Source organism: Paenisporosarcina sp. HGH0030, assembly GCF_000411295.1.
Taxonomy (GTDB): domain Bacteria; phylum Bacillota; class Bacilli; order Bacillales_A; family Planococcaceae; genus Paenisporosarcina.
In genome coordinates this window covers 1,332,107-1,357,511 of record NZ_KE150421.1, presented here as the reverse complement: position 1 = coordinate 1,357,511, position 25,405 = coordinate 1,332,107, and the positions used below count along the sequence as shown (strand labels likewise).

The 25,405-nt window shown below is 37.4% G+C and carries 23 protein-coding genes; 19 read left to right on the top strand and 4 right to left on the bottom strand.

What is annotated here, in order from left to right; all coding sequences use genetic code 11:
- Positions 1-22 precede the first annotated feature (22 nt).
- The 10 genes from HMPREF1210_RS06790 to HMPREF1210_RS06745 all read left to right on the top strand — a co-directional run bounded on the left by HMPREF1210_RS06790 (position 23) and on the right by HMPREF1210_RS06745 (position 14,168).
- A complete protein-coding gene (locus HMPREF1210_RS06790; protein ID WP_016427891.1) occupies positions 23-1,078 on the top strand; it encodes a M42 family metallopeptidase in 1,056 nt (351 codons plus the stop codon).
- Positions 1,079-1,089: 11 nt separating this feature from the next.
- The gene (locus HMPREF1210_RS06785; RefSeq protein ID WP_016427890.1) at positions 1,090-2,574 is read left to right on the top strand and encodes a UDP-N-acetylmuramoyl-L-alanyl-D-glutamate--2,6-diaminopimelate ligase; all 1,485 of its coding nucleotides are present in this window, start codon (positions 1,090-1,092) and stop codon (positions 2,572-2,574) included.
- Positions 2,575-2,746: 172 nt separating this feature from the next.
- Positions 2,747-4,321, top strand: coding sequence for a peptide chain release factor 3 (locus HMPREF1210_RS06780; protein ID WP_016427889.1), 1,575 nt, complete (start codon positions 2,747-2,749; stop codon positions 4,319-4,321).
- Positions 4,322-4,685: 364 nt separating this feature from the next.
- Entirely contained in the window at positions 4,686-7,754 is a 3,069-nt protein-coding gene (locus HMPREF1210_RS06775; RefSeq protein ID WP_016427888.1) for an efflux RND transporter permease subunit, read from the top strand.
- Positions 7,755-7,841: 87 nt separating this feature from the next.
- The gene (locus tag HMPREF1210_RS06770) at positions 7,842-8,927 is read left to right on the top strand and encodes an SDR family oxidoreductase (RefSeq protein ID WP_016427887.1); all 1,086 of its coding nucleotides are present in this window, start codon (positions 7,842-7,844) and stop codon (positions 8,925-8,927) included.
- A 234-nt stretch (positions 8,928-9,161) separates the two neighbouring features.
- Positions 9,162-9,833 carry a TerC family protein gene (locus HMPREF1210_RS06765; protein WP_016427886.1) on the top strand — a complete coding sequence of 224 codons (672 nt, stop codon included), beginning with the start codon at positions 9,162-9,164 and terminating at the stop codon, positions 9,831-9,833.
- A gap of 137 nt (positions 9,834-9,970) precedes the next feature.
- Positions 9,971-10,642, top strand: a complete 672-nt coding sequence (locus HMPREF1210_RS06760; protein ID WP_016427885.1) for a hypothetical protein — start codon at positions 9,971-9,973, stop codon at positions 10,640-10,642.
- A 108-nt stretch (positions 10,643-10,750) separates the two neighbouring features.
- The gene (gene sigI, locus HMPREF1210_RS06755; protein ID WP_051123194.1) at positions 10,751-11,509 is read left to right on the top strand and encodes an RNA polymerase sigma-I factor; all 759 of its coding nucleotides are present in this window, start codon (positions 10,751-10,753) and stop codon (positions 11,507-11,509) included.
- A gap of 197 nt (positions 11,510-11,706) precedes the next feature.
- Positions 11,707-12,690, top strand: a complete 984-nt coding sequence (locus HMPREF1210_RS06750; RefSeq protein ID WP_196930499.1) for a hypothetical protein — start codon at positions 11,707-11,709, stop codon at positions 12,688-12,690.
- Positions 12,691-12,818: 128 nt separating this feature from the next.
- The gene (locus HMPREF1210_RS06745; protein WP_016427882.1) at positions 12,819-14,168 is read left to right on the top strand and encodes a TrkH family potassium uptake protein; all 1,350 of its coding nucleotides are present in this window, start codon (positions 12,819-12,821) and stop codon (positions 14,166-14,168) included.
- Between the two features lie 21 nt (positions 14,169-14,189).
- Here the strand turns inward: HMPREF1210_RS06745 and HMPREF1210_RS06740 are convergent, their stop codons facing one another.
- Complete coding sequence (locus tag HMPREF1210_RS06740; protein ID WP_016427881.1) at positions 14,190-15,938, bottom strand: B12-binding domain-containing radical SAM protein; 1,749 nt, start codon at positions 15,936-15,938, stop codon at positions 14,190-14,192.
- A gap of 184 nt (positions 15,939-16,122) precedes the next feature.
- Between HMPREF1210_RS06740 and HMPREF1210_RS06735 the strand changes: the two genes are divergently transcribed.
- The 3 genes from HMPREF1210_RS06735 (at position 16,123) to HMPREF1210_RS06725 (ending at position 18,544) form a co-directional block, all read left to right on the top strand.
- On the top strand, positions 16,123-17,598 hold the full coding sequence (locus HMPREF1210_RS06735; RefSeq protein ID WP_016427880.1) for an ATP-binding protein: 1,476 nt from the start codon (positions 16,123-16,125) through the stop codon (positions 17,596-17,598).
- Positions 17,549-18,034, top strand: a complete 486-nt coding sequence (locus tag HMPREF1210_RS06730; RefSeq protein WP_016427879.1) for a methylated-DNA--[protein]-cysteine S-methyltransferase — start codon at positions 17,549-17,551, stop codon at positions 18,032-18,034. Before HMPREF1210_RS06735 ends, HMPREF1210_RS06730 begins: the two co-directional genes overlap by 50 nt.
- 63 nt (positions 18,035-18,097) lie before the next feature.
- Entirely contained in the window at positions 18,098-18,544 is a 447-nt protein-coding gene (locus HMPREF1210_RS06725) for a MarR family winged helix-turn-helix transcriptional regulator (RefSeq protein ID WP_016427878.1), read from the top strand.
- 34 nt (positions 18,545-18,578) lie between these two features.
- Here the strand turns inward: HMPREF1210_RS06725 and HMPREF1210_RS06720 are convergent, their stop codons facing one another.
- The 3 genes from HMPREF1210_RS06720 to HMPREF1210_RS06710 are packed head-to-tail and all read right to left on the bottom strand — an operon-like array spanning position 18,579 to position 20,181.
- Entirely contained in the window at positions 18,579-19,265 is a 687-nt protein-coding gene (locus tag HMPREF1210_RS06720) for a hypothetical protein (RefSeq protein ID WP_016427877.1), read from the bottom strand.
- Between the two features lie 49 nt (positions 19,266-19,314).
- Positions 19,315-19,929 (bottom strand): CPBP family intramembrane glutamic endopeptidase, encoded by a 615-nt coding sequence (locus HMPREF1210_RS06715; RefSeq protein WP_016427876.1) that lies wholly within the window; start codon positions 19,927-19,929, stop codon positions 19,315-19,317.
- A 33-nt stretch (positions 19,930-19,962) separates the two neighbouring features.
- Positions 19,963-20,181, bottom strand: coding sequence for a DUF2187 family protein (locus HMPREF1210_RS06710; protein WP_016427875.1), 219 nt, complete (start codon positions 20,179-20,181; stop codon positions 19,963-19,965).
- 121 nt (positions 20,182-20,302) lie between these two features.
- Here HMPREF1210_RS06710 and HMPREF1210_RS06705 point away from each other — a divergent pair, with 121 nt between their 5' ends.
- The 6 genes from HMPREF1210_RS06705 to HMPREF1210_RS06680 all read left to right on the top strand — a co-directional run bounded on the left by HMPREF1210_RS06705 (position 20,303) and on the right by HMPREF1210_RS06680 (position 25,399).
- On the top strand, positions 20,303-20,491 hold the full coding sequence (locus tag HMPREF1210_RS06705; protein ID WP_016427874.1) for a hypothetical protein: 189 nt from the start codon (positions 20,303-20,305) through the stop codon (positions 20,489-20,491).
- 95 nt (positions 20,492-20,586) lie between these two features.
- Positions 20,587-20,775, top strand: a complete 189-nt coding sequence (locus tag HMPREF1210_RS06700) for an aspartyl-phosphate phosphatase Spo0E family protein (RefSeq protein WP_016427873.1) — start codon at positions 20,587-20,589, stop codon at positions 20,773-20,775.
- Between the two features lie 89 nt (positions 20,776-20,864).
- Positions 20,865-21,803 (top strand): MoxR family ATPase, encoded by a 939-nt coding sequence (locus tag HMPREF1210_RS06695; RefSeq protein WP_016427872.1) that lies wholly within the window; start codon positions 20,865-20,867, stop codon positions 21,801-21,803.
- On the top strand, positions 21,800-22,984 hold the full coding sequence (locus HMPREF1210_RS06690) for a DUF58 domain-containing protein (RefSeq protein ID WP_016427871.1): 1,185 nt from the start codon (positions 21,800-21,802) through the stop codon (positions 22,982-22,984). The genes HMPREF1210_RS06695 and HMPREF1210_RS06690 overlap by 4 nt, the downstream gene beginning before the upstream one ends.
- Positions 22,954-24,198 carry a hypothetical protein gene (locus HMPREF1210_RS06685; RefSeq protein ID WP_016427870.1) on the top strand — a complete coding sequence of 415 codons (1,245 nt, stop codon included), beginning with the start codon at positions 22,954-22,956 and terminating at the stop codon, positions 24,196-24,198. The genes HMPREF1210_RS06690 and HMPREF1210_RS06685 overlap by 31 nt, the downstream gene beginning before the upstream one ends.
- 328 nt (positions 24,199-24,526) lie before the next feature.
- On the top strand, positions 24,527-25,399 hold the full coding sequence (locus HMPREF1210_RS06680) for an NAD(P)-dependent oxidoreductase (protein WP_016427869.1): 873 nt from the start codon (positions 24,527-24,529) through the stop codon (positions 25,397-25,399).
- The last annotated feature ends 6 nt before the right edge of the window (positions 25,400-25,405 follow it).

Below are 25,405 nucleotides of genomic sequence, written 5' to 3'. Positions count from 1 at the left end.
TTTATCATACAGGGGGTTAATCATGTCAAGTGTGTTTAAAGAGAAAGAAACAGTTCAATTACTTAAAAAACTTGTAGAGATTCCAAGTCCTTCGGGATATACGAAAGAAATCATGAATTTTATGGCTTCGCTTTTAGATAACATGCACGTATCATACCACCGATCAAACAAAGGGGCATTAATTGCCACGATTGAGGGAAAAGATAATTCTAAACATAGATTGTTAACAGCACATACAGATACGCTCGGTGCGATGGTAAAAGAAATCAAAGGTAGTGGACGACTTAAACTATCGATGATTGGTGGATTTAATTGGAATGCGGTAGAAGGCGAATATTGTCACATACATACAGCCTCTGGTAAAAAAGTCCGCGGAACGATTTTGATGCATCAAACGACTGTTCATGTCTATAAGAATGCCGGTTCTGCAGAACGCAATGTTGAAAATATCGAAGTACGTATAGACGAGAAAGTGACGAATGCAGAGGAAACAAAAGCACTTGGAATAGAAGTGGGTGACTTTGTATCTTTTGATCCTAGATTTGAGCAAGTAGAATCAGGCTTTATCAAATCACGTCACTTGGACGATAAGGCTAGTACAGCTTTATTATTACAATTGATTGCTTCCATAAAAGAAAATGATTTGAAACTTCCATATACCACTCATTTCTATATTTCGAACAATGAAGAGATTGGCTATGGTGGTAATTCGAATATTCCTGACGAAGTAGTGGAGTATATCGCTGTCGACATGGGTGCAATTGGTGATGGGCAAACATCCGATGAATACACGGTCTCCATTTGTGCGAAGGATTCTTCAGGTCCCTACCATTACGAACTTACACGACATTTGGTTGAATTGGCTAAACAGCAAGGCATTGATTATAAGCTGGATATTTACCCGTATTATGGTTCTGACGCCTCGGCTGCAATTCGCGCTGGATTCGACGTCAAACATGCCTTATTCGGACCAGGTATTGAAGCATCACATGCATACGAACGGACACATATTGATTCATTGAAACACACTTCAGCACTGCTAGAAGCATATGTGCTCTCTCCAATGGAGACAGAATAGGAGGAAAGCAAATGCAGTCAATTGACTTAATCAGCTGCTTGCCGGTTAAAGAAATTCACGGATCACTTCCAGCCGAAGTGTTTGATATAGCGGTTGATTCACGTAGTGTTCAACCAGAAAGTATTTTTATCTGTATTAAGGGATATACCGTAGATGGCCATGAATATGCCTTGCAAGCAATTGAAAGTGGAGCAAAAATAATTGTTTCAGAAAAACAACTGGAATTGGACTATTCCCGAGTCGCCTGTGTAGTCGTTGACGATACAACGCGAGCGGTCGCGTTACTGGCCTCCAAGTTTTATGGATACCCATCCAAAGATTTAACAATGATTGGTGTAACCGGTACAAATGGTAAAACAAGTGTAAGTGGCATCATTCAAAATATGCTTCAAGGACTTGCTGTGAAATCTGCCTTGACTGGTACAATCGGTTTTAATTTAAATGGAGTTTTGTATGATTCTGCGAATACGACAAGTGACGCATTAAGCACACAATTAATGATTCAACGTGCGAAAAGCGAAGGCTGTCAGACAATGATTATGGAAGTCTCTTCTCACGGATTGGTACTAGGGCGTCTAACTGGTGTAGATTTTGATATTGCCATCTTTACAAATTTAACTCACGATCATCTGGATTTTCATGGAACAATGGAACAATATGGACAAGCAAAAGGTCTATTGTTCTCACAATTGGGTCAAGATTTACAACGTACAAAACATGCAATTGTTAATGGAGATGATCCCTGGTCTAACCGATTGAAAGAAATGACGGGTTATCCTGTATGGACATATGCGATTCATTCGGATGCACATTTCCAGGGGCGTAATATTCTGTTGCAATCAAATTGTACAAAATTTGAGATGAAGACGCCTGAAGGGATTTTTCCTGTACGTATGAATCTTCTTGGCGAGTTCAATGTATATAATGCATTGGCTTCAACAACGGCTTTGTATACACAAGGATATACAATTCCACAAATCATTGAACAACTTGAAAAAATTCCGCCAGTTAAAGGACGAATGGAAAAGTTGGATAGTGAGTTGCCCATATCCATCTTTATTGATTATGCTCATACACCGGACGCGATTGAAAAAGCGATTTCATCAGTCCTACCGTATCGAACAAATCGTCTCATCTTCTTAGTCGGAACGGGTGGTAATAGAGATCGATCAAAACGTCCTGCAATGGCTCAGATGGCTTCGGTCGCTGATTATGTGATTTTAACGACGGACGATCCACGCGACGAGCCATACGAATCAATTCTTACTGACTTGGAAAAAGGAATGTTGCATAAGAATTATGCGTGTATTGGTAACCGTGAAGCGGCTGTAAAGCATGCAATCGAGATTGCTGAGCCAGGTGATATTATCATTTTTGCAGGTAAAGGACATGAAGATTATCAAATCATTGGACGTACTAAGTTCCCGCATAGCGATGGAGATATAGCATTGGCTGCTGGTAAATTGAAATTCCAGGATTCTCCCTCTCGTTCTTGAAATAGCAGAAGTTTACACTGAAGCGAGAAATCGGGCTGGAGCTTAGTGCTGGAAATCGTAACAAAGAACCGATCACATTTGCCGATCGGTTCTTTCGACTTTTTGTTCACTTGTAATTTTTTGAAAAACTCCATATGATGATAAAGGAAAAAAAGAAGGAGAATACCTAATAATGACTAATCAAGTTCAAGACCAAATACAAGCAAGAAGAACATTCGCGATTATTTCCCATCCCGATGCCGGTAAAACAACAATGACAGAAAAATTGCTGTTTTTTGGTGGAGCCATTCGTGATGCAGGGACGGTAAAGGCTAAAAAAACCGGTAAGTTCGCTACATCGGACTGGATGGAAATCGAAAAGCAACGTGGGATTTCTGTAACTTCTTCAGTTATGCAATTCGATTACGACAATTGCCGTATCAATATTCTAGATACACCAGGTCACCAAGATTTCAGTGAGGACACATACCGTACATTAATGGCGGTAGATAGCGCGGTGATGATTGTTGATGCTGCAAAAGGAATTGAAGCTCAGACGATAAAATTATTTAAAGTTTGTCGTTTACGTGGGATTCCTATTTTTACGTTCATCAATAAATTGGATCGCCAGGGTAAAGAACCTCTGGAACTAATGGAAGAACTCGAAGAAGTGCTGGGAATTGAGTCGTATGCAATGAACTGGCCAATTGGTATGGGGAAAGAATTTTTAGGGATTTATGACCGTTTCAATAATCGTATTGAACAGTTCCGTACCGATGAGAAGGAACGCTTTTTGCCATTAGACGAAGATGGTGGATTAGCTGTCGATCATTCAATGAAACAAACTTCTTATTACAAACAAGCTTTAGATGATATTTTGTTGTTAAATGAAGCGGGTAATGACTTTGACCTTGAGAAATTAAAAAATGGAAAAATGACACCTGTATTCTTTGGCAGTGCCTTAACGAATTTTGGTGTTCAAACATTCTTGGAAACTTACTTACAATTTGCGCCGACTCCACAACCTCGAAAAACTGATGCTGAAGAAGTGATTAATCCAGTAACAGAGGAATTCTCAGGGTTTATCTTTAAAATTCAAGCCAATATGAATCCTGCTCACCGTGACCGTATTGCATTTGTGCGTATCGTATCGGGTAAATTTGAACGTGGTATGACTGTGACTTTATCCCGTACTGGTAAAACGTTTAAACTGACTCAATCGACTCAGTTTTTAGCGGACGATCGTGAAACAGTGGACTACGCAGTTGCAGGAGATATTATCGGTTTGCATGATACAGGCAGTTATCAAATTGGGGATACCATTGTTGGTGGTAAAAAGTCCTTTAATTATGAGAGACTTCCACAATTTACACCAGAATTATTTGTCCGTGTTACAGCCAAAAACGTAATGAAATCAAAGCATTTCCACAAAGGCATCATGCAATTGGTGCAAGAAGGTGCCATTCAATATTATAAAACGCTTCATACGGAAGACGTCATTTTAGGAGCGGTAGGGCAGCTTCAATTTGAAGTGTTTGAACACCGAATGAAAAATGAGTACAACGTAGAGGTTCGAATGGAACCTATCGGTAATAAAATTGCCCGTTGGATTGAGAACGAAACTGAAGTTCAGGAATCTATGTCAAGTCCTCGAAGCATGCTCGTTCGTGATCGTTATGATCGATATGTGTTCTTATTTGAAAATGATTTTGCAATGCGCTGGTTCCAAGATAAAAACGAAAATATCGAGCTATATAGTTTGTTATAAGGAGAAAACCTGTCTTTTGACAGGTTTTTTATTTTGTTGGCTATGTAAATTTTTAATGGTGTTTTATATGCTCACTTTCCGCGGACCATGGACAATTTGGTTCTAATCTTTGCGACGATTAGCCGCAGGAGTATCGCAAATTCCCTTACAATCAACAACATTACATAACAGAGACTATAGAAAAAATATGTTATCGTTTACAACCGATAATTAAGGACGCAGCTAACACCATTTATTAGTGAATTAATATAGAAATATTGTCAATCACGTTTCCGAATAAAGTTTTACACGATTCACGTTTGAAGTAAGTGGGCGTAACGAATATGATAGAGAGAGAAGTTTTTGCAGGAGAGGAAATTATGAAATGAAAATCAGCGATTTTTCGATAAAACGTCCCGTTTTTACAACAGTCATTATGTTTTTGGTTATTATCTTAGGTTTAGTATCGTACTTCAAAATACCAGTTACGTTAATTCCTGAATTGAACCCTCCTATTGGTGTGGTAGTTACAAGTTATCCAGGGGCGAGCCCGACTGAAGTCAGTGAAAAAGTGACAAAGCCACTTGAATCAAGTTTGTCAACTTTACCGGGGATAAAAACATTGCAATCTACTTCGCAAGAAGGCGTCAATATTATTGTATTGCAATTTGATTGGTCAACCAATATTGATGATATACAAAACGATATCATGCAGCGTATCGATCAAACTCCAGTACCTGACGATTCTCAAAAACCTCGCTTTTTGAAATTTGACCCAGCACAGTTTCCTATCATTCAGTTATCACTTCGTGCTCCTGAAAATGAGGGAGACGTCCGAATCATCGCAGAACAACTGGAAAAAGAACTGCGACGTACAGACGGCGTAGCGAGTGTCAATGTTTCAGGGGCGTTAGTGGAAGAAGTACAAATTTTATTGGATCAACAAAAGCTTGAAGCTAAAGGATTAGCGCAATCTGACATCGTGCAGTTGATTCAAGCAAATAATGTTTCGTTTCCTGGTGATCCAATCGAAACACAAGATGGAAAGCAACTGACTACACGTATTGTCAGTACACTGACAAATGTCGAAGATATAAAGAATTTAGTGGTGACGGTCAATCCTATGGACGGTAAGAACATAACCGTTGCAGACGTAGCAACGGTTGAGTTGGCAGAACAAGAAACCTCAACTGAAACTCGTGCGAATGATGAACCCGCGGTTTTGATGTCAGTACTGCAAGAATCTGGAGCCAATACAGCAGATGTTTCAACCTCGTTAAAAGAATCTTTAGATGAACTTTTAAAGAAGGATGAGTATAAAGGGGTAGAAGCGGATATTTTGTTTGACCAAGGTGATTATGTGAAGTTAGCCATCGGAAACATTGGTTCTTCGCTCATATTTGGTGGACTCTTCGCCATGCTTGTACTTTTTGTTTTTTTACGCGGAATAAAGAGTCCAATTATCATTGGAATCGCTATTCCATATTCAGTCATCGTAACGTTCGTGCTAATGTATTTTGCTGATTTTGCTCTAAATATCATGACGTTGGGTGCACTTGCACTTGGTATTGGGATGTTGGTAGATAATGCAATAGTGGTCATCGAAAACATCGAACGTCATCTCGGTATGGGGAAAGACTCTAAAACTGCTGCTTCTGAGGGAACAAAGGAAGTGGCAGGGGCAATTATAGCATCAACTTTAACAACTGTTGCTGTGTTCGTTCCTGTTATCTTTATCACAGGTTTAATTGGCCAAATTTTCACTGAGTTTGCCTTAACCATTTCCTTTAGTTTAATTGCTTCTTTGGTAGTAGCACTTACCGTCATTCCGATGCTTGCAAGTAGAATGATGAAAAAACCTAGAGGCGACTTCGAAGCAAAACGTCGACGTTCAAAATCATATAATAATTTTGAACGCTCGGTTAAATGGGCTCTAGGACATCGATTAATGGTATTGATTATCACTTCAATCATGCTAATAATTGCAACTTATGGGATGTTCCAAGTGGGAACCGAGTTTTTACCGGCTACTGATGAAGGATTCGTTAGTGTCAATGTCGAGTTAGATAATGGATCTTCTGTAAAAGCAACAAAAGCAGTAGTGAAAAAAATAGAAAATCAATTAAACAAAGAAAAAGATGTGGATGTATATGTGAGTCTCGTTGGAGGAACACAACAAGGCCAATCTCGAGGAACTTCAGAATCGAATAGAGCGGAAGTATATATCAAGCTCATTCCTTTAGATAAACGTGAGCGTTCTGTATTTGAATTTGTGGATGAAGTACAACCAAAAGTATTGAAAGACGTAGGGGATGAGGCAGAAGTAAGTTTTAATTTACAAACTGCTGCTGGCTCCACACCAAATTCATTATCATTTTCCGTAACAGATACGGATGACAAACGTTTAGAAAAAGCCGTTTCTGATATTCAAGGCACTTTAAGTGAATTTGATTCAATTACAGAAATCACGAATGATTTAGATGAGAAAATAGATGAAGTGCAAGTGTCCGTGAATAAAGATGCAGCAACCGAATATGGACTGGCTCCTGCACAAATTGCCCAAACGGTGAACAGTGTGACGAGAGGCGATTTTGCTACACAAATTATTTCAGAAAATGAAGATGTTTATGGTGTATATGTAAAATATGATGAAAAATACCGTAGCAGCATTCAGCAATTGAAGAAACTGAAATTGCGAACACCTTCAGGTCAATTTATTGAATTGCAGGAAGTGGCAGAAATAGAAATTGCCGAAGGTCCTGTTTCCATTCGTCGAATTGACCAAGCAGCTTCGGTCAGCTTTAAGCTAAAATATGAATCGTCTTATACTTTAGGTGAAATGTCCGATCAAGTTGACGAGGCAATTGAAAAATTAAACTTGCCAGAAGAGGTTGATATTAAGTTCGGTGGTGACCGTGAATTATTCGAGAATGCCATTAATGATATGTTGTTGGCAGTCATTCTTGCAATTGTACTTGTCTATATTGTTATGGCTGCACAGTTTGAATCGTTCAAATATCCATTTGTCATCATGTTCTCAGTCCCACTGATGATTATCGGAGTAGCACTGGGGTTGTTTATCACTCAGACTCCAGTCAGTATTACAGCAGTAATTGGCTTATTAGTGCTTGTAGGTATTGTAGTTAATAACGGGATTATGCTGGTCGATTTTATTAATCAACGCAAAAAAGAAGGATATAATTCTTATGATTCAATTGTTTCCTCAGCACGTGATCGAGTGAGACCGATATTAATGACCGCGCTAACCACGATTCTTGGTTTGTTGCCACTAGCGATTGGGATAGGTGAAGGAACTGAGATTAATCAACCTATGGGTATTGTCGTAATCGGTGGTCTGATCAGTTCGACATTGCTGACGCTGTATGTCATTCCAGTAATTTATAGTTTGTTTGATCGTGAAACACGTCGAAGTGCAAAAGAACCGATATCTTGAACAGACAACGTCTATTAATAAATAGACGTTGTTTTTTGTTGTTAATTTTCGTACTATTCAATTATTAAGAGTTTCGGAGGAGAATATATGCAAATTCCATTAATTACTGGATTTCCTGGATTCATTGCACGGCAGATTATACAAGAGTTGATATCCCAAAACAAAGTAGAGACGATATACACATTGGTCTTATCTTCTCAAATGAAACTCGCTAAAGAAATTTCCCAGGAAATTATGAAAGATTCTCCTAATGTAATGATTAAATTAGTAGAAGGGGATATCACATATCCAGGTTTGGATATTGCTACCGAGGAACTTGAAACACTTTGTAGAGAAGTAAACACGGTGTGGCATTTAGCTGCAATCTATGACTTGGCTGTTGCTAGAGATACCGCGTGGAAAGTAAATGTCCACGGTACGTATCACGTAAATGATTTTGTAAAAACGTTACCGAACTTAACGAGGTATATATATTTCAGTACGGCATATGTAGCAGGGAGCAGAGAAGGTCTACTACGTGAAGATGAATTGATTCGTCCTAAGGCGTTTAAAAATTATTATGAAGAAACGAAATTTGAAGCGGAAGTTCTGGTTGAAAAAATGAAGTCTTTAGTCCCGACAACGATTATCCGTCCAGGCATCGTACGGGGACATTCCATTTCAGGGGAAACAATAAAATTCGACGGTCCCTATTTCTTCATCAATATGATTGATAACATAAGGAAGCTTCCAGTGATCCCTTACATCGGCAAGTCTCAATCATTGATAAATGTTGTACCAATCGATTTTGTTATTAAAGCAGTGGTATATTGCAGTGAGGATGTAGGTGCTATAGGTAAGACCATTCATTTAACGGATCCAAAACCTCACCCAGTGGAAGAAGTATACCGACAGATGGTTTGGCATGTAACCGGAAAATGGCCAAAAGGACGAATACCTCTGGCGCTTGCAAAAATGGGTATGCAATTGAAAGTACTGAGAAAAAGCTTGGGTGTTGAAAAAGAAACATTGGACTATTTGACATGGAACGCTCAGTTCGATACGACAGTTGCGAAAGTTATCTTGAAGGACAGTGGAATTCGATGTGCGGATTTTATCGAATCCCTGCCAAGTATGATTGCTTTTTATCAGCTTCATAAAAAAGAACAGTCTTATCATATTCAGATAAAGTAGTGTTAGTTTACAACTCCGTTCAATATGTTATAATTATTGTACATGAAAACTTAATATACTTTTGACTGTTGTCAAAGGGGAGTAGCTATAGGGAAACCTATTTCATAGTCGTCATTACATGGTATACACCATCGGTTATGATAGCCATTTACATAATGTGCTTAGCAAGACCTTTGCCTTTTTATAAGGCAGGGGTCTTTTTGTTTTCAAAAATATTTATTAAAGGAGATCGTTATGGATATTTTTACAGTTGAATTTTTAGTAGCTCTACTATCAATCATTATGATTGACTTAGTTTTAGCAGGAGACAATGCCATCGTTATTGGGATGTCTGCGAAAAACTTGCCCATTCATCACCGAAGAAAAGCCATCATGTGGGGAACAGCTGGAGCTGTAGTGATTCGAGTTCTTGCGACACTTGCCATTGTATGGATTTTGAAAATTCCTGGCTTGCAACTTGTGGGGGGACTTATTTTAATCTGGATAGCTTATAAATTGTTAGTTGAAGATGGGGATGCTGGTGATCATAAAGCATCTAAGACCTTAATGTCAGCTATCGGTACAATAATCGTTGCAGATACAATTATGGGGTTAGACAATGTATTAGCAGTTGCTGGTGCAGCAAATGCTTCAAACCATAGCTTTTTATTAGTTGTAATTGGTTTGATTATCAGTATTCCAATTATGGTCTGGGGAAGTACGCTCTTCGTGAAACTGATTGATAAATACCCAATTATCATTTATATCGGATCTGCTGTTTTGGCATTCACTGCAGCAAGAATGATTACACATGAACCGTTCTTACACGATTTCTTTGATGCTAACCCGTACGTAGGCTGGATTATGATTGCATTGGTGACGGTTGGAGTAGTAATGGCCGGACGATACAAAAATCGTAAGCAATAATTTCAGGATTTAACAGTAAGCTGCGTAAAATCGAAAAGATTTTACGCAGCTTTTTTTGTACCCCCTAAAAAATTAGATATGGCATCGAATAGTTTGATGACGTGAAAGCGTACGCATTTTACAAGGGGTGGCACACATTGAAAAAATTCCAAAAAATCAGTGCAGCTTTGCTAGCAACAGGATTAGTAGCTTCAACTTCTTTTCCGGCCTTTGCCAATGACACCGAAAAAGTAGATTCATCCAATTTTGAAACAGTAAATTTACAAGAGGCATTGAACAATTTGAAAGAACAAACGACTTCAGTTGAAGATTTGCAAACGATTTCCACAAATATTCCTTTGGGTTACCTTGCAAATAATATTTTTGCACTTTCCCTGAACATTGAAAAAATAAATAACCCAACTGCAAAAGCGGCTCTTCAGAGAAATATTGATAAAGCTATTGCCAAATGGGAAGAGAAGAACAAAGAAGAAGATAAAGTAGAAATTCCAACTACAGAAACAACACCATCTGACGAGGCAACTGAACCTGCCCAAACTGATGAAGACACTGTGGAGAATGATAAAGAAAAAACTGAAACTGAAAAAGATTCAGAAGTAGTAAAAGCTGAGAAAAAAGCTGCTAAAGAAGTGAAAAAAGCTGAAAAAGCAGTAGAAAAGCAAGAACGTAAAGATGCTCAACATGCAAAACAACAAGGACGCAAAAATACACATCACGCTAAAAAAGAAGAGCATAAAGCATCGCATCATGCAAAAAAAGAGCATCGTCATGAAGGCGAAAAACATAATGAAGATCACAAAAACAAATAACACTTGGGTTAATTGTTAAGAAAATGAAATACAATGCATCTTTTCATTTTATCAAGAACCCGTTACAATCGATAGGACTTAACTATTGTGCGGAAATGGGGTGAGCTTGTGATACTAGCAACGATTCAAGGACTTTTTCCTAAGAAACAATCAAAAAACGATCTTGAATTGCTAGTAATTCAAGCAAAAGAAGGGAATGAAGAAGTTCTACATGAACTTCTTTCTTCCTACACTCCTTTTATGAAAAAAACTGCTTCGTTTATATGTAAACGTTATATTGGGGAACAAGATGACGAGTATAGTATTGCAATGTACGCATTCCATGAAGCGATCGTTCATTTTGAACATGATAAAAATGCATCATTCTTAACATTTGCTCATTTGCTGATTCGGCGTAAACTGATTGACTTTATTCGAAAAGAAGCAAGAAGAAAAGAAATTAGTCTAGGTCAAATGACTTCTGATTCTGAGATTGAATCAAGTTCTTTTTCAATCCTAGAATCTTCTCATTCATTTGAACAATTTACAGCGACGCAGCAGGCAGATGAAAGAAAACATCAAATTGCTGTATACGAATCTTTGTTAAAACCATTTGGACTAAGCTTTCAGGAACTTGTTAAAGTTTCTCCATCGCATGAAGACTCAAGAAAGACCGCTATCCAAATAGCACAACTCATTGTGGAAACGGACGAGTTTTACGAAGTTCTTCAAACAAAAAAGAAATTACCAATAAAAGAATTGGAAGAATTAGTTGAGGTTTCACGTAAAACCTTGGAAAGACAACGAAAATTTATAATAGCAATTGCTATTCTTCTAAAAAGTGACCTGCACTATATAAAAGATTATTTAAAAGGACGGATGTCATGATGAACACGCGAAGAGGGATCGTGTTTGAGACAACATCTTCATATAGTATTTTCTTCACGGAAGATGGAGTATTTGAAAAAGGCATACCACTTTCTGCTTCTGTTGAAATAGGTGAAGAAGCATTTTATAAACCTTTATTAAACAAGAGAAGCTATAAAGCAACATTTAATTCTTCATGGACAGCGCCGGTTCTTTCGATGGTTGCGACACTTGTATTGCTATTTTCAATATTGCTGCCTTCACAAACTCCAGTGTCTGCATATGTACAGATTGATATCAATCCGAGTGTTGAACTGGGTCTTGATCAGGAAGGGACAGTGTATTCTTTTAAGGGGCTCAATGACGATGGAGAGGCACTTAAGAGAGATATTGCTTTCTGGAAAGGAAAGCCTTTAACATGGGTTTTACATCAAATTGTAGATCGTACGGAAACAACTATCAAGACACAAGAGGAGATTGAGATTACCACCATCTATGAAAATAAAGAAAACCATGCAAAGCTGGAAAAAGTAATTGTTTCGGCAGTGTCAAATTCCAACAGTAAAAGTATGATGCAGAAATACTCCGTAAATGTTAATGAAGCCTCTTTAGAGGATCGTCAAGCTGCTAACAATGAAGGTATTTCCGTACAGAAATACAAGGCACAATTCAAAGACAATAAGGTAGAAAAGCAACAGCAGAAGATAAAGAAAAAAGATGAAAAACAACAGGAAATAAAGAAAAAAGATGAAAATAAGAAACACGAAGACAATAATAAACTGCAGAAAGAAAACAAAAAAGAATCGCAAATACCTGCTGTTGACATGAAAGATCACAAGAACACTCATAATAAAAGTAAACAAAATCCTCAACACCAAAAACAAGAATCTAAACAAGTTAAGCCTAACAAGAAGTGGGATAAGCCAGCAAAATCAGAAGGAAAGACTCAAAGTCATCAACCGAATCAACAAAATGATTCGAATAGAGAAGGAAAAGATAACGGCCAGTCAAAAACAAGTGGCAACCATCCTTCTGAAAAAAAAACGAATTCAGATCACCACGATAACCCTCGCCAAGATAAAAAAGGGAAAAATAAAGATCATGAAAGAAAAGATAATGATCAAAAAAGAAAACAAGATAAAAAACAAAGTGGTAAAGAACAATCAGAACAAGGCAAAAATCGCAATCATAAAAATCATTAATCCGGGTGCTTCTCAATCGAGAAGCACTTTTTTTAAAAGAATAAATACTTGTTCTTTCTTTTTTACGTAATGTTTTTTAGAATAGGAAGATGACCTATTCGTGTCATTTGAAAGGACTTGACCTTTTTATGAATCCAATTATTAAACGCATACGAAATTTAACGCCCGCTCAAGCAATCGTTTCTTATTATTTTTTAGCCATTGGGTTATCTGTGGGGTTATTAAACCTACCTGGAGTTCACCAACCTGGAGTCAGTGTGGCTTTTATTGATAGTTTGTTTACAGCAGTCAGTGCTGTCAGCGTTACAGGTTTAAGTGTATTAAATATTTCAGAAACGTACTCAACTTTTGGAATCGCCATGTTAATGATTATCCTCCAACTTGGTGGAATTGGAATCATGTCTCTTGGTACATTTGTGTGGTTACTGGTTGGAAAAAAAATAGGCTTACGCGAACGACAATTAATCATGATAGATCATAACCAGCATTCTCTGTCAGGGGTCGTTAATTTAATTATTGAAATCATAAAGATTTTATTGCTTATCGAGTTGTTGGGCGCACTCATTCTTACGTTCTACTTTACTCAATTTTATGAAACACTGTCAGAAGCTTTTCTCCATGGTTTGTTTGCCTCTGTTTCAGCAACAACGAATGGTGGCTTTGATATTACGGGCGAATCCATGATCCCGTATCATGATGATTATTTTGTGCAAATCATAAACATGATCTTAATCATTTTAGGAGCAATCGGTTTCCCTGTTTTAATCGAAATTAAAGCCTTTTTATCGAATAAAAATAAAAATTTCCGATTCTCGCTGTTTACGAAGATTACAACTGTTACATTTGGTTTATTGCTGGTCGTAGGAACTGTTGTCATTCTTGCTTTGGAAATGTTCAAATCTTTTCGCGGTATGTCATGGCATGAAGCCTTATTTACTGCAATGTTTCACTCTGTGTCGTCACGCTCGGGTGGTCTTGTTACTGTTGATATCACAGAGTTTACACAAGGTACCGACATATTCTTGAGTGCATTGATGTTTATTGGAGCCTCGCCAAGTTCAGTAGGTGGAGGGATTCGCACTACGACGTTTGCAATAGCGATCCTATTTTTGATTAACTATGCGCGTGGGAAAAATGAAATACAAATATTTAATCGTGAAATTCAATTAATCGACGTGTTACGTTCATATGCGGTAATCATTTTATCTATTTTCATTGTGTTACTTGCAACCATCGCCTTATCAATTTCAGAACCCACATTGTCAATGACGGCAATCATTTTTGAAATTACCTCAGCTTTTGGAACATGCGGTATGTCTTTAGGCATCACGGATAAATTATCGACTTTCGGTAAAATATTGATTATGCTTTTGATGTTCGTAGGGCGCATCGGATTAATCTCCTTCCTATATACTATAGGCGGTCGTACAACCAAAACCAAATTCCATTATCCAAAAGAACGTGTTATCATAGGCTGAAAAAAAGAGCAGGTCCTGTATTCAGGATACCTGCTCTTTTGCTATAAACGAAAATTGTGGTGCTTGTCCCGATTTGAAGAAAGTTAGTAAATAGCCATCCTTCGATACGACTTGCTCTTGGTCAAGCTGTTGTAAATCAAGTGAGAAGGGAACAAGGAGCGTCTGTTTGTAAACTTCACGTTCATGAAGATTGAGTTTTGCAAAAGACTGACCGGCTAGACTTGGATTTTCAATAATTTTTCGATAAATTGCAGACTGTGATTCTTTTTCCATTTCTTTTTCCCACCATGGCTTGCGCGGTTGGAATTGATGATGTACCAAGTAATCAATCTTCATCAAACTTCTAACGACTGCCATGTCAGCACGACCGTCCTGAAGTAAAAATTCTTCTAGTCGTTTAAATAAGTCTTCAAGTTGGTGGCCAATTCGGGACCAACCTTTTTCTTCCCAATAGCTGCCAAAGTCCTGGAAGAAATCAAAAGGCGTTTCAAACGTTTCAGAAACTAAATAGCCAACTGTACGATCGAGTCTATGTGCATTCCAATATTTTTCAAGAACATCTTCAGCTTGTTTGATTCTGAGCATATCATCAAACGACAGGACATTATTGGCGAAGATCTCATATGGGGCTTGATCGACATATACGTAGCCATATTCTTCAGCTTGAACACGCAACCCTGTTCCACGTAACAGTTTTAAGAAGCCTAATTGCAATTCTTCAGGTCCCATTGCAAATACATCATTAAACGTTTGTTTGAATGAAGCATAATCTTCTTCAGGTAACCCGGCAATCAAGTCTAAATGCTGCGCAATTTTTCCGCCTTCTTTTACCATTGTCACAGTACGTGTTAATTTGGCAAAGTTTTGTTTTCTTTTTACGAGTTCATTCGTCAATTCATTCGTTGACTGAACGCCGATTTCAAATCGGAATAATCCAGCAGGTGCATTTTCATTTAAAAACTGAATGACTTCAGGTCGCATAATATCAGCTGTAATTTCGAATTGAAAAACAACACCAGGGCGATGTTCGTCAATCAAAAATTGAAACATTTCCATCGCATAGCTACGGCTAATATTAAATGTCCGGTCTACAAATTTAATGATTTTCGCATTATTATCCATCAAATAACGAATATCTTCTTTCACTTTTTCCCTATTGAAATAACGGACACCGACTTCGATGGAAGATAAGCAGAATTGGCATGAGAAGGGACAGCCACGGCTGGTTTCAATGTAAGTAATTCGTTTGGACAAGTGAGGAATATCTTCTTCAAAGCGAAACGGTGTTGGCATTTCACGTAAATCAATTTTAGGTCCTTGCGGGTGAATCATAAATTTTTCATCCTGCATAAAACAAATACCAGGTACTTCTTTTAAAGGAAGAGTTCCTTCGACAAAATGAAGCAACTGTTTGAACGATACTTCGCCCTCACCCATGACAATAAAGTCGATTTCTTTCATGCGTCTCAACCAGTAGTTTGAGTCATAGGATACTTCTGGTCCGCCAAGTACAATAATAGTATCTGGGCTCACTCTTTTTAAAAGACGAACAACTTTTAAAGTCTCCTCAATGTTCCAAATGTAACAGCTGAAACCGACAACTTTAGGTTTCTTTAAATATATATCAGAAACAATATTAAAAGCTGGATCCTTTATTGTATATTCAGCAATGGTTGGATTAAATTCAGGTTGTGCACTTGCTTTAAGACACCTTAGTGCCAAGTTGGTATGAATATATTTTGCATTTAGTGTTGCTAAGACGATGTTCATTAAGCATTCTCCTTCTTTACATCATTCTATTTTAACAAGGAAAGTTGATTCAAACAATATAAGTCAATATTAGCTAAATCTATATGAAATAATCTGAATTAATTTTAATCTTTGTTTTTTTAGCTATCCAGAATATAAAGGCATTTCACAGCATAATTTGTATAAAAAGAACGAGAAAGGTCCGGTGAATGACTTGTTTGGCGAAAAAATCACAGAGATGTTCGATTATTTATTTTGGAACGATAAAGAACCAGTCATTCTACTCGAGAATGGCAAGGGGATTAAGTTAAATAGAATGGCGAAGGAATTTTTCTCACACAACACAGTTGAAGAGATTATCACACAAATGGACAAGTCTTCTTCTAAAACCTGGAGAAATTTTTTAAAGGAAGCGACATTTTCAAATAATGCAAAATGTCAAATATGCTTAACGGATAATGTAAAAGGCAATAGATTTATCGAAGTCCAGGGCAATTATAATCAATCATCATCCCAATATCTGATTCGCTTCAAACAACGCCCACACGAAATTCTAAGCCATAATATAGTAGATGGTTTAATGAAATATGAATTTCTCTTTAAATATGCTCCGCACGGTATGATTTTGACCGACACTGAAGGAACCATTATTGACTTCAATCAGAAAGCCACAATCTTACTTGACGTAGCTCCACATGAATTAAAAGGCAAAAAAGCACACAACATTTTTGACTTGTTACCTCATTCAAAATCTGATTTCGAACAATTTTTCAAAACACTTTCACTAAAAGGTTCTGCCGAAATGAGTGTATCTAAACTAGATACAACCGGTGAACCAAAGTTTTATCATTTTACATCTGCGTTCAATAATAACTTGGACATGTACGTTACGGTCATTCGTGATGATACCGAAAATGTTCAATTGAAAAAGCAAATTGAACACTCACGTTCGTTATCGACTCTCGGTCAGATGGCTGCAAGTATTGCGCATGAAATTCGAAATCCTTTGACCTCTTTGAAAGGATTTACACAATTACTAACATCGCAAGTAACTGAACAAGGATACGAATATCTAGACATTATCAATAGTGAACTCATTAGAATGGAATCCATACTCAATGAGTTTTTAGTTTTATCTAAACCGCCTTCTCGATCATTTCAATTTATTTCTGTCTCTTCCATCATTTCGCAAGTAGTTGATTTTATGCACCCACAAGGTATCATACAAAATATTGAACTTGTAATGGTACCATGTGAAAATGACTCGGATTGGATTCTTGGTGACGCACATGAATTAAAAAAAGTATTTATGAACGTTTTAAAAAATTCAATGGAAGTCATACCTAATGGAGGGAAAGTGTTCATAACTCAATCCTTACGTGATAACAATCAAGTTTGTGTGTCCGTAAAAGATCAAGGTGGGGGGATGACTCAGGAGCAGATGCAGAAGATTTTTTTACCTTTTTATACATCGAAAGAACAAGGGACTGGGCTTGGACTTGCCCATGCAATTCAAACAATCGAAGATCATGGGGGAAGTATAGAGGTAGAGAGTAAGTTAACTCACGGTACTACTTTTCATATTATCCTTCCAGTTTATCATTTGGAGGCTAAAGGGGGACATACGGTACATGATAAAAGCTTTGGAAAGTCCAATCGGGAAGTTATATCTTCAAATTGATGACGGAAAATTAACAGCTATTTATTTTGATGAACCACTAATGCATTTGGGGACGGTAGCAATCCAGCAAGATGAATCAGTGTATGAAAATGTAAAGAAGCAATTAAACGAATATTTTCAGGGAGAGAGGATACAATTTGATTTGCCACTGTCTGCAAGAGGAACTTTATTTCAACAGAGTGTGTGGCGTCAATTGCCTGGTATTTCCTATGGAGAAACAATCAGTTACCAAGAGTTGGCAAATAGAATTGGCAACACAAAAGCCTGTCGTGCGGTAGGACAAGCAAATCGAAAAAATCCATTACCGATAGTCGTACCCTGCCATCGTGTTATAGGAAAAGACAAATCATTGAAAGGCTATGCGGGTTCACTTACACCGATTAAACAATATCTGCTCGAATTAGAGCAAAAACACATCAATTCCAAACCATTTTGACAAAGTTCTTCTATTCCCTATATACTAGTTTTAATTAGAGAGAATGGAATACAGGTGATAGAGATGAAATCCGAAGAACTGACACAGTCGTTAAAATTATTTATCGTGCTTTCTAGAGCATATAAAACATTGCATGAATGTACGAATCAATTTTTTCAAGCAAATGGACTAAACCCTACTGAATTTGCAGTTTTGGAATTGTTATTCCACAAGGGGCGACAACCGCTGCAGAAAATAGGAAATAAAATACTGCTTGCCAGTGGTTCGATTACCTATGTCATTGATAAGCTGGAAAAAAGAGGCTTCATACACCGCGTTTCATGTCCTTCGGATCGCCGGGTGACATTTGCTGAAATCACTCCTGAAGGAGAGGCTTTCATGGCTCAATTGTTCCCAGAGCATGAGAAACAATTGCATGAAATGATGGGTGCTTTGGATAATGATGAGAAAGAGCAAGCGATTACATTATTGAAAAAATTAGGATTATCAATTAAAGATTTATCATATTAAAAAAATTCCGGCTCACTAAGTGAGCCGGAATTTTTTATTGTTTTACAGCGATTGTTTCGCCCATTTTCAAAAATGCATCCGTTAAGTTCACACTGTTTTGATCAAAGATTGTCAAGCGGACAATCAGATTGCCTTGTTCAAATACCATCCCTGAAACAGTTCCTAATTCAAAAGTAGTTTCGTATCCAATCTGATTCGAAATCCCTTCGCCTTGAGGTAATTTCTCTTGTTTGTCAATCTTCACAGGTTCTTTGCCAATGCTCACAGCTGCAATACTTTCAATCATCGTATCTCTAATAATTTCATAGTCTGCTTCATCTTTGGAGATCGTTTCTACTCGCATGAAGACGGCAGAATTTTCGTCATAGTATATTGAATCTTTATTAGGTTCTTCCCCAGTTAATGAATAGCCATCTAATTTATAGATCGAATAGTTCTGTTCATCACTATCCGTCAACTTTGCGGTTTCTTCTTTCTTTTCGTCATTGATCGAATATGACAGTGACTTTTCAGGTCCTCTTGTTTCAGTAACAGGTGCTGGTTCTTCTGTTTCCTCTTTTGCTTCATCTTCATCAGCTGTTTCATCTACCGTTGTTTCTTCAGAGTCCGCAACAGTAGTTTTATCACTTTCAGAACCATTAGATTCATCTGTGGAGTTACATGCAGAAAGCATGGAAATTGCTAAAGACAATGATGCAAATAGTAGCCAAGATTTTTTCATGTTATATTTCCTCCTTTATGTAGTAGACGTGATGTGGTTGTCATATGTTTCAAGAGTTGAGAGGCAAAACCAGAAACAGTAGAATCGTCATTGTAATATGAGCGATAATGATGAGCGGCATGCTTTTTTTCCATTCATACAAAAGCCCCCACAGTAAACCGGATGTGACTGCTGCAAGCACTCCTAACCAAAATCCGCTGAAAGCCATGGATAATCCGAAAAGTAAGGAGGCCACCAACACAGCGAAGAAAGGGCTCATGTAAGTTTTTAATTTTTGCTGAATAAAGCCCCGCCAAAACAATTCTTCTCCTGGGGCAATAATTAACATCAACAATAAATAATGCCAAACAGTAGTCGGTCCAAAGTCACTTAAGAATTGCTCCACTGAAATTGCTGCTTGATCCGTAAATATGGAAAAGAAGCGATATGCAGTTGCAATAAGTCCATAAGTGAGTGTACCATAACCAATTCCGAAAATTAAGTACTCCCATGTTTGTATTTCATCTTCCATCTTGCCAAGAACAAATGATAAGGACATAAATAACAGCATCGTAAATGTGTACATATACCAAAAAATTACTTCAAATGAAAAAGTGAAAAAAAGTAGCAAATAGACGAGAACTAAACTGAGAGTCCATCTTAGATGAGAAGCCATAATATTCAACTTGCACACCTCCAGTACTTTAGCATTTAGTGATCATTCTTCTTCATCAGTAATGGGTGAAGACTCTTGCTCTTTAAGGTATACTATTTTATACCGTTTATGATTGATAACTGTTTTTTCTTCAATTTCGAGTTCTTCGAAATTTTCCATAATGGAAAGATTCACAATTACGGAGTTTTCATTAACTTTTTCAACAATCCCTTGCAAGCCATCTTTGAATTCAATTATTGATCCAACAGTTGCTATTTCCACAGATACTCAGCTCCTTAATGCGGTCATATTCAATAGTGTGCATGATAATTTTTCTGACGTAAAGTATTTTCTGAAAACATATTTAAATCATTTCAAATTTTTAACTAAAGGGAGACTTTCCATGAATACATATGAACAGCAGTTAGAGGATTTAAGAGCAGGTAAGCTAACCTCCATTACAATCGAAAAAGAAGATTTTTTGACATTTCGTGAAGTACTGGTTCAAAGAGCAGACTTTAAACATATAAGAGGAACTGCTAAACAGGGCGGAATTGTTATCTATACTTATGATCTTGATGCACGAAGTTAACAAGAATGTCATATTTTGTCGGAATAAACTTGTGTTTGCGAGAAGATTTTCGTGTATAATAATGGATAATATGGGTTTGGTAAAGGAGGTATCACGTGCCGGAATCAATTCTTGAGCAAGTGGAACTTACGAGAGAGAAAATGATTAAGTCAGCGCTTGAAAATGGTTTTGGAAACGTTCATACTATCCGACTTAGTAAAAAGTTAGATCGTCTGTTAAATATCTATCAATTGAAAGACTTCCCAAATAAAGCGTCCAACGATAAGGAATTAATCAAAAACTAGGCGATTTCCGCTTAGTTTTTTTATTATAAAGTTTTTTCGGAATAATGGGTTTATTTGGTATACTTATATAACTTAAAGGGGGAAGTAAAATGTCCAAATTAAATCTGTTGAGAAAGAATTTAAATGAATCAATTGTGGGACGTGAAAAAGAAATTGATTTTATGCTGATTGCGTTGATTCAGGGAGGGCACGTGTTACTTGAAAGTGTGCCAGGGTCAGGGAAGACGATGATGGCCAAATCTTTTGCACATGCATTTAAAGGGAACTTTAAACGTTTACAGTTTACTCCTGACGTATTACCATCTGACGTTACCGGTATCAGTTATTTTGATCCGAAAGCTCAGGAATTTGTCTTACGCCCAGGCCCTGTAGCCACCAACATATTGCTTGCTGATGAAATTAACCGTGGAACACCCAGAACACAATCGAGTTTGCTTGAAGCCATGGAGGAAAAGCAAGTAACAATAGATGGAGAAACGATTGCTCTTCCTGAACCATTTATGGTAATTGCCACTCAAAATCCAGTGGAATCGCAACAAGGGACTTTTTCATTACCTGCAGCCCAACTGGATCGTTTCTTGTTCCGAATTGAAATTAATTACCCGAGCTTTGAAGAAGAAAGAAGAATTTTGAAAGAGTTCAGTCATAACCCAGGGGAAGTTAAAACTTCATCGCTCATAGACATTGAAGATGTTAAATTATGGTGCAGTGAAGTCAGGAAAGTGACGGTTCATGAAGATATTGAAACCTATATTTTACAGATTATTCAGGCGACAAGGCAACATGTACAAGTGGAGTTAGGATTAAGTTCACGTGCTTCTCTTGCGTTATTGCATGCAGCGCAGGGACATGCGTACATTAATGGACGTTCGTATGTAAATCCGGATGATGTGAAAAAAATGGTTGCACCACTCGCTACACATCGTCTCATTTTATCTGCTGAAGGATTATTGATTCGTGAACCATCTCATATTCTTAATGATATCATTGAATCCGTACAAACACCTGTAGAGGCCATGGCAAGATGATTTGGCAACGGGAATATTATGGTGCTATGAAAACAAATTGGTTTCTTACAATTATTGCCCTTTGTTTTACAATGTCATTCATAGTTGCACAATATGTTGCAGCAGGCGTTTTTGGTTTCTTTGGTGTCGTTACTGTCATGCAAATTCTTTATTTAAAAAATGTCGGGAAAAAATTGACACTAGTGAATGACAAAAAAAGAAGTCGGATGTTTAAAGGCGGAAAATCTGAATGGGAACTGACATTTGAAAATACAGGGTTCCCGATTTGGAACGGACAACTCAGATTGCATTTTCACGATGCTGTTAAACCACTTAATAATAAAGATATGAGTCATACTAAGCTCATCGAGATCGTTGTTCCACTGACAATCGGATATAAGGAAATTGTTACAGTGAAAGTTCCGATTGAAGGACAGAAGAGAGGTTTATCCAGATTGAAAAATTTGGAATTGACTATCCCACATCTTTTTGGTGAAGGCTCTGTCCTTTTACTTCATCAACCTCTTCTACGAATGGAACAAATGGTTTATCCAAATATTTATACATTAAAAGACAACAGAAAGCCTTCCCCATTAAAACCAGGGGACTATGAGTATAAGCATTCGTTGTTTCAAGATTTGTTTTCACCGATAGGTACAAGAGATTATCAGGCAGGCGATCAATTTCACCATATCCACTGGAAAGCAAGTGCGAGAATGCAACAACTTCAAACGAAAGTTTTCACACAAGTAGCAAACGAATCAGTCTTGCTAGTATTGAACGTCGTTAATCATTATTCAATTATTTCAGATTTGGAAGAACGAATTGAGGAAGTTGCCTCTTTTGTGGATTATTTTTATAGAGAAGGCATACCATTTTCGTTGACGGTCAATGTTAGATCCTTTGGGGCGGTCCCATATTTGCATCTTCCTGTCGGAGATGGCCAAAAACATCGTCAACAAGCAATGGAATTATTGTCGGTCCTATCTAATAATGAATTAACCGTACCGTTTAACCGTATGCTGACGCATCTGGATACGCATGAAAACCTGCCGATGACAGTCATTATATTCACTCATGACTCACAAGAGTTGGATAAATATATTAAGAAATGGTCCAAACAAACTCAAGTGGATGTACGATTATCCAATAGTCTTGGAGGTGATGTGAAATGGCAACAACCGTCTCTTCTAAGCCGTTAGTTCAATTTGAGTCAATCGGAAAGTTTTTGCAAGATGTTTGGTTAATGTCCTTTCTTTTCATATTTATTAGAGTGGATACGACGATTTCCTCTCCAATTGTATGGATTGGTATATTATTGCTGATAGCGATTGCGGTCAATTTGTTTTTCTACAAGACGGGATACCAAATAGCAATATCGTTATTTGTTTCTGCAGTTTTTGGACTGTTAGGATTTCTTTTCGGTGCCCCATTGTGGTTTTTTGCTGCAATATTTGTATTTTCGGTTTGGAGAATACAAGAACGATATTCTAAAATTCAAGAGGATGCCACACATGATGGATACTTCATGACGCTTCTTCTGGTAGTATTCTCTTTATCTTTTTTCTTAGCTACCATATTAAGAAAACCTGAAGCTATAAGAGAATCAATTTTATTGGCCATTATCGGCCTACTATTATTTATGTTGGATCGAATGATTGTTCAATGGAAGCGCTCAAAAAAGGAAAATCGTGTTCCTTTTTATAAACTTGTATTATTTTATGTGGGGATCATAAGCGTTGCAGCAATTGCTTTTGCGGTGATTGCTGGTCTTGCAGGCAAAGCTCGCGTATCCATTGTCTTATTATTTGGGGATATGATTGAATTAATTTTATACCCGCTTGGACTATTAATGGAAGGGTTACATGCTCTTGTTAGTAAATTTATTAGTCCTCCAATTTCCCGAGATTCCCAGGAAAAACCAAAAGGGCAATTCGAACAAACGGAAGCAGATAAACTTAAGGGTCTTGATTTTGGTCTGGATATACCTTGGGTGGCTATTCTGGGTAGTATTATTTTAATCATATTGATTATTATTGTATGGCGCTTAGCTAAAAATAGAGCGGAAGTTGTAGAACTTAAAGAAAATCAAGTGGAATACGAAAGAACTCAAAGCAACACCATGCAAGTAAGCGAACAGAAGGATATGTCATGGACTTATTCAATGGAGACCAATGTAGTGCGAGACGCATACCGAGTTTATGAATTGGAGGCAAGCTCACATAGTTATACACGCAATCACAACGAAACAATACGGGAATGGTTCATCAGAGAAGGATGGCACGTCTCTGAACGCTTCTATGACGTTTACGATGTCGTCCGTTATAGTAAAGGGTTGATGAATGACCATGATGGTAAATGGTTTATTGAAGAATTAAATCATCTTTCGAAAAAATATTTTAAAAATGAGGTTTAACTTTTTAAATTTTGGGGGAAAGTATATTTGAACACAGCAACATTCTCATTTCCCCCTTTTTATAGGACACATTTCCGAAAGGAATGTGTCCTACTTTTTTTTGTCTTCCAAACTTACCTAATAAGAATTCTTCGAATAAGCTTTTTTCCCATCCACTAAACCCACTAAAATTATTAAAGATTCAGGTACGATACAATTCTCTATTTAGTGAGGAAGATCGAAGTCGAAAAATAGTTCATTATTTCAAAATGTTTCGATGCTTAAATCAAGGAACTTTGATAAACTTATAGTCAATTACAGAAATTTTCCAACTTGGAGGTTACATATAATGATTGAAAAAGCACATATCGGTTTTGTAGGCACAGGAGTAATGGGTAAAAGTATTGTTAAACATCTACTGACAGGTGGCCATCAAGTCACTATTTATACACGTACGAAAGAAAAAGCGGAAGATTTACTTGATTTGGGTGCAAATTGGGCACAGTCTCCAGGTGAAGTTGCATCCAAAGTGGATATTATTTTCACTATGGTCGGTTATCCATCAGACGTAGCAGAAGTTTATAATAGCGCAACTGGAATCTTTGAAAACGGAAAAGACGGATTGGTTGTAGTCGATTTGACAACATCAACACCGACACTTGCGATTGACCTTTATAACAAGTCCCAGTCACTGGGCATGAGTTCACTTGATGCCCCGGTCTCAGGTGGGGATGTTGGTGCAAAATCAGGCAAGTTATCAATTATGGTAGGAGGCGAAAAAGAAGTTTTCGATAAGCTGTTTCCGATATTTGAGTTATTTGGTGAACATATCATTTATCAAGGGAAAGCGGGCGCTGGTCAGCATACAAAAATGGCTAATCAAATTGCCATTGCCTCTTCCATGATTGCAGCATGTGAAGCAATCACTTATGCCAAGGAAGCGAAGCTAGATCCAGAAATGGTCTTGCAGTCTATTACAAAAGGAGCAGCAGGTTCATGGTCTTTGACTAATCTTGCACCGCGCATGCTGAAAGATGATTTTGAAGCCGGGTTTTATATGAAACACTTTATCAAAGATATGGGCATTGCACTCGATGAATCGAAAAAAATGAACCTGAAGTTACCTGGTTTAGAAATGGCGTATGCCATGTATCAATCTTTAGCTGATCAAGGATTTGAAAATGAAGGAACACAGAGTTTAATAAAGGCTTACAAAAAATAGAATAGA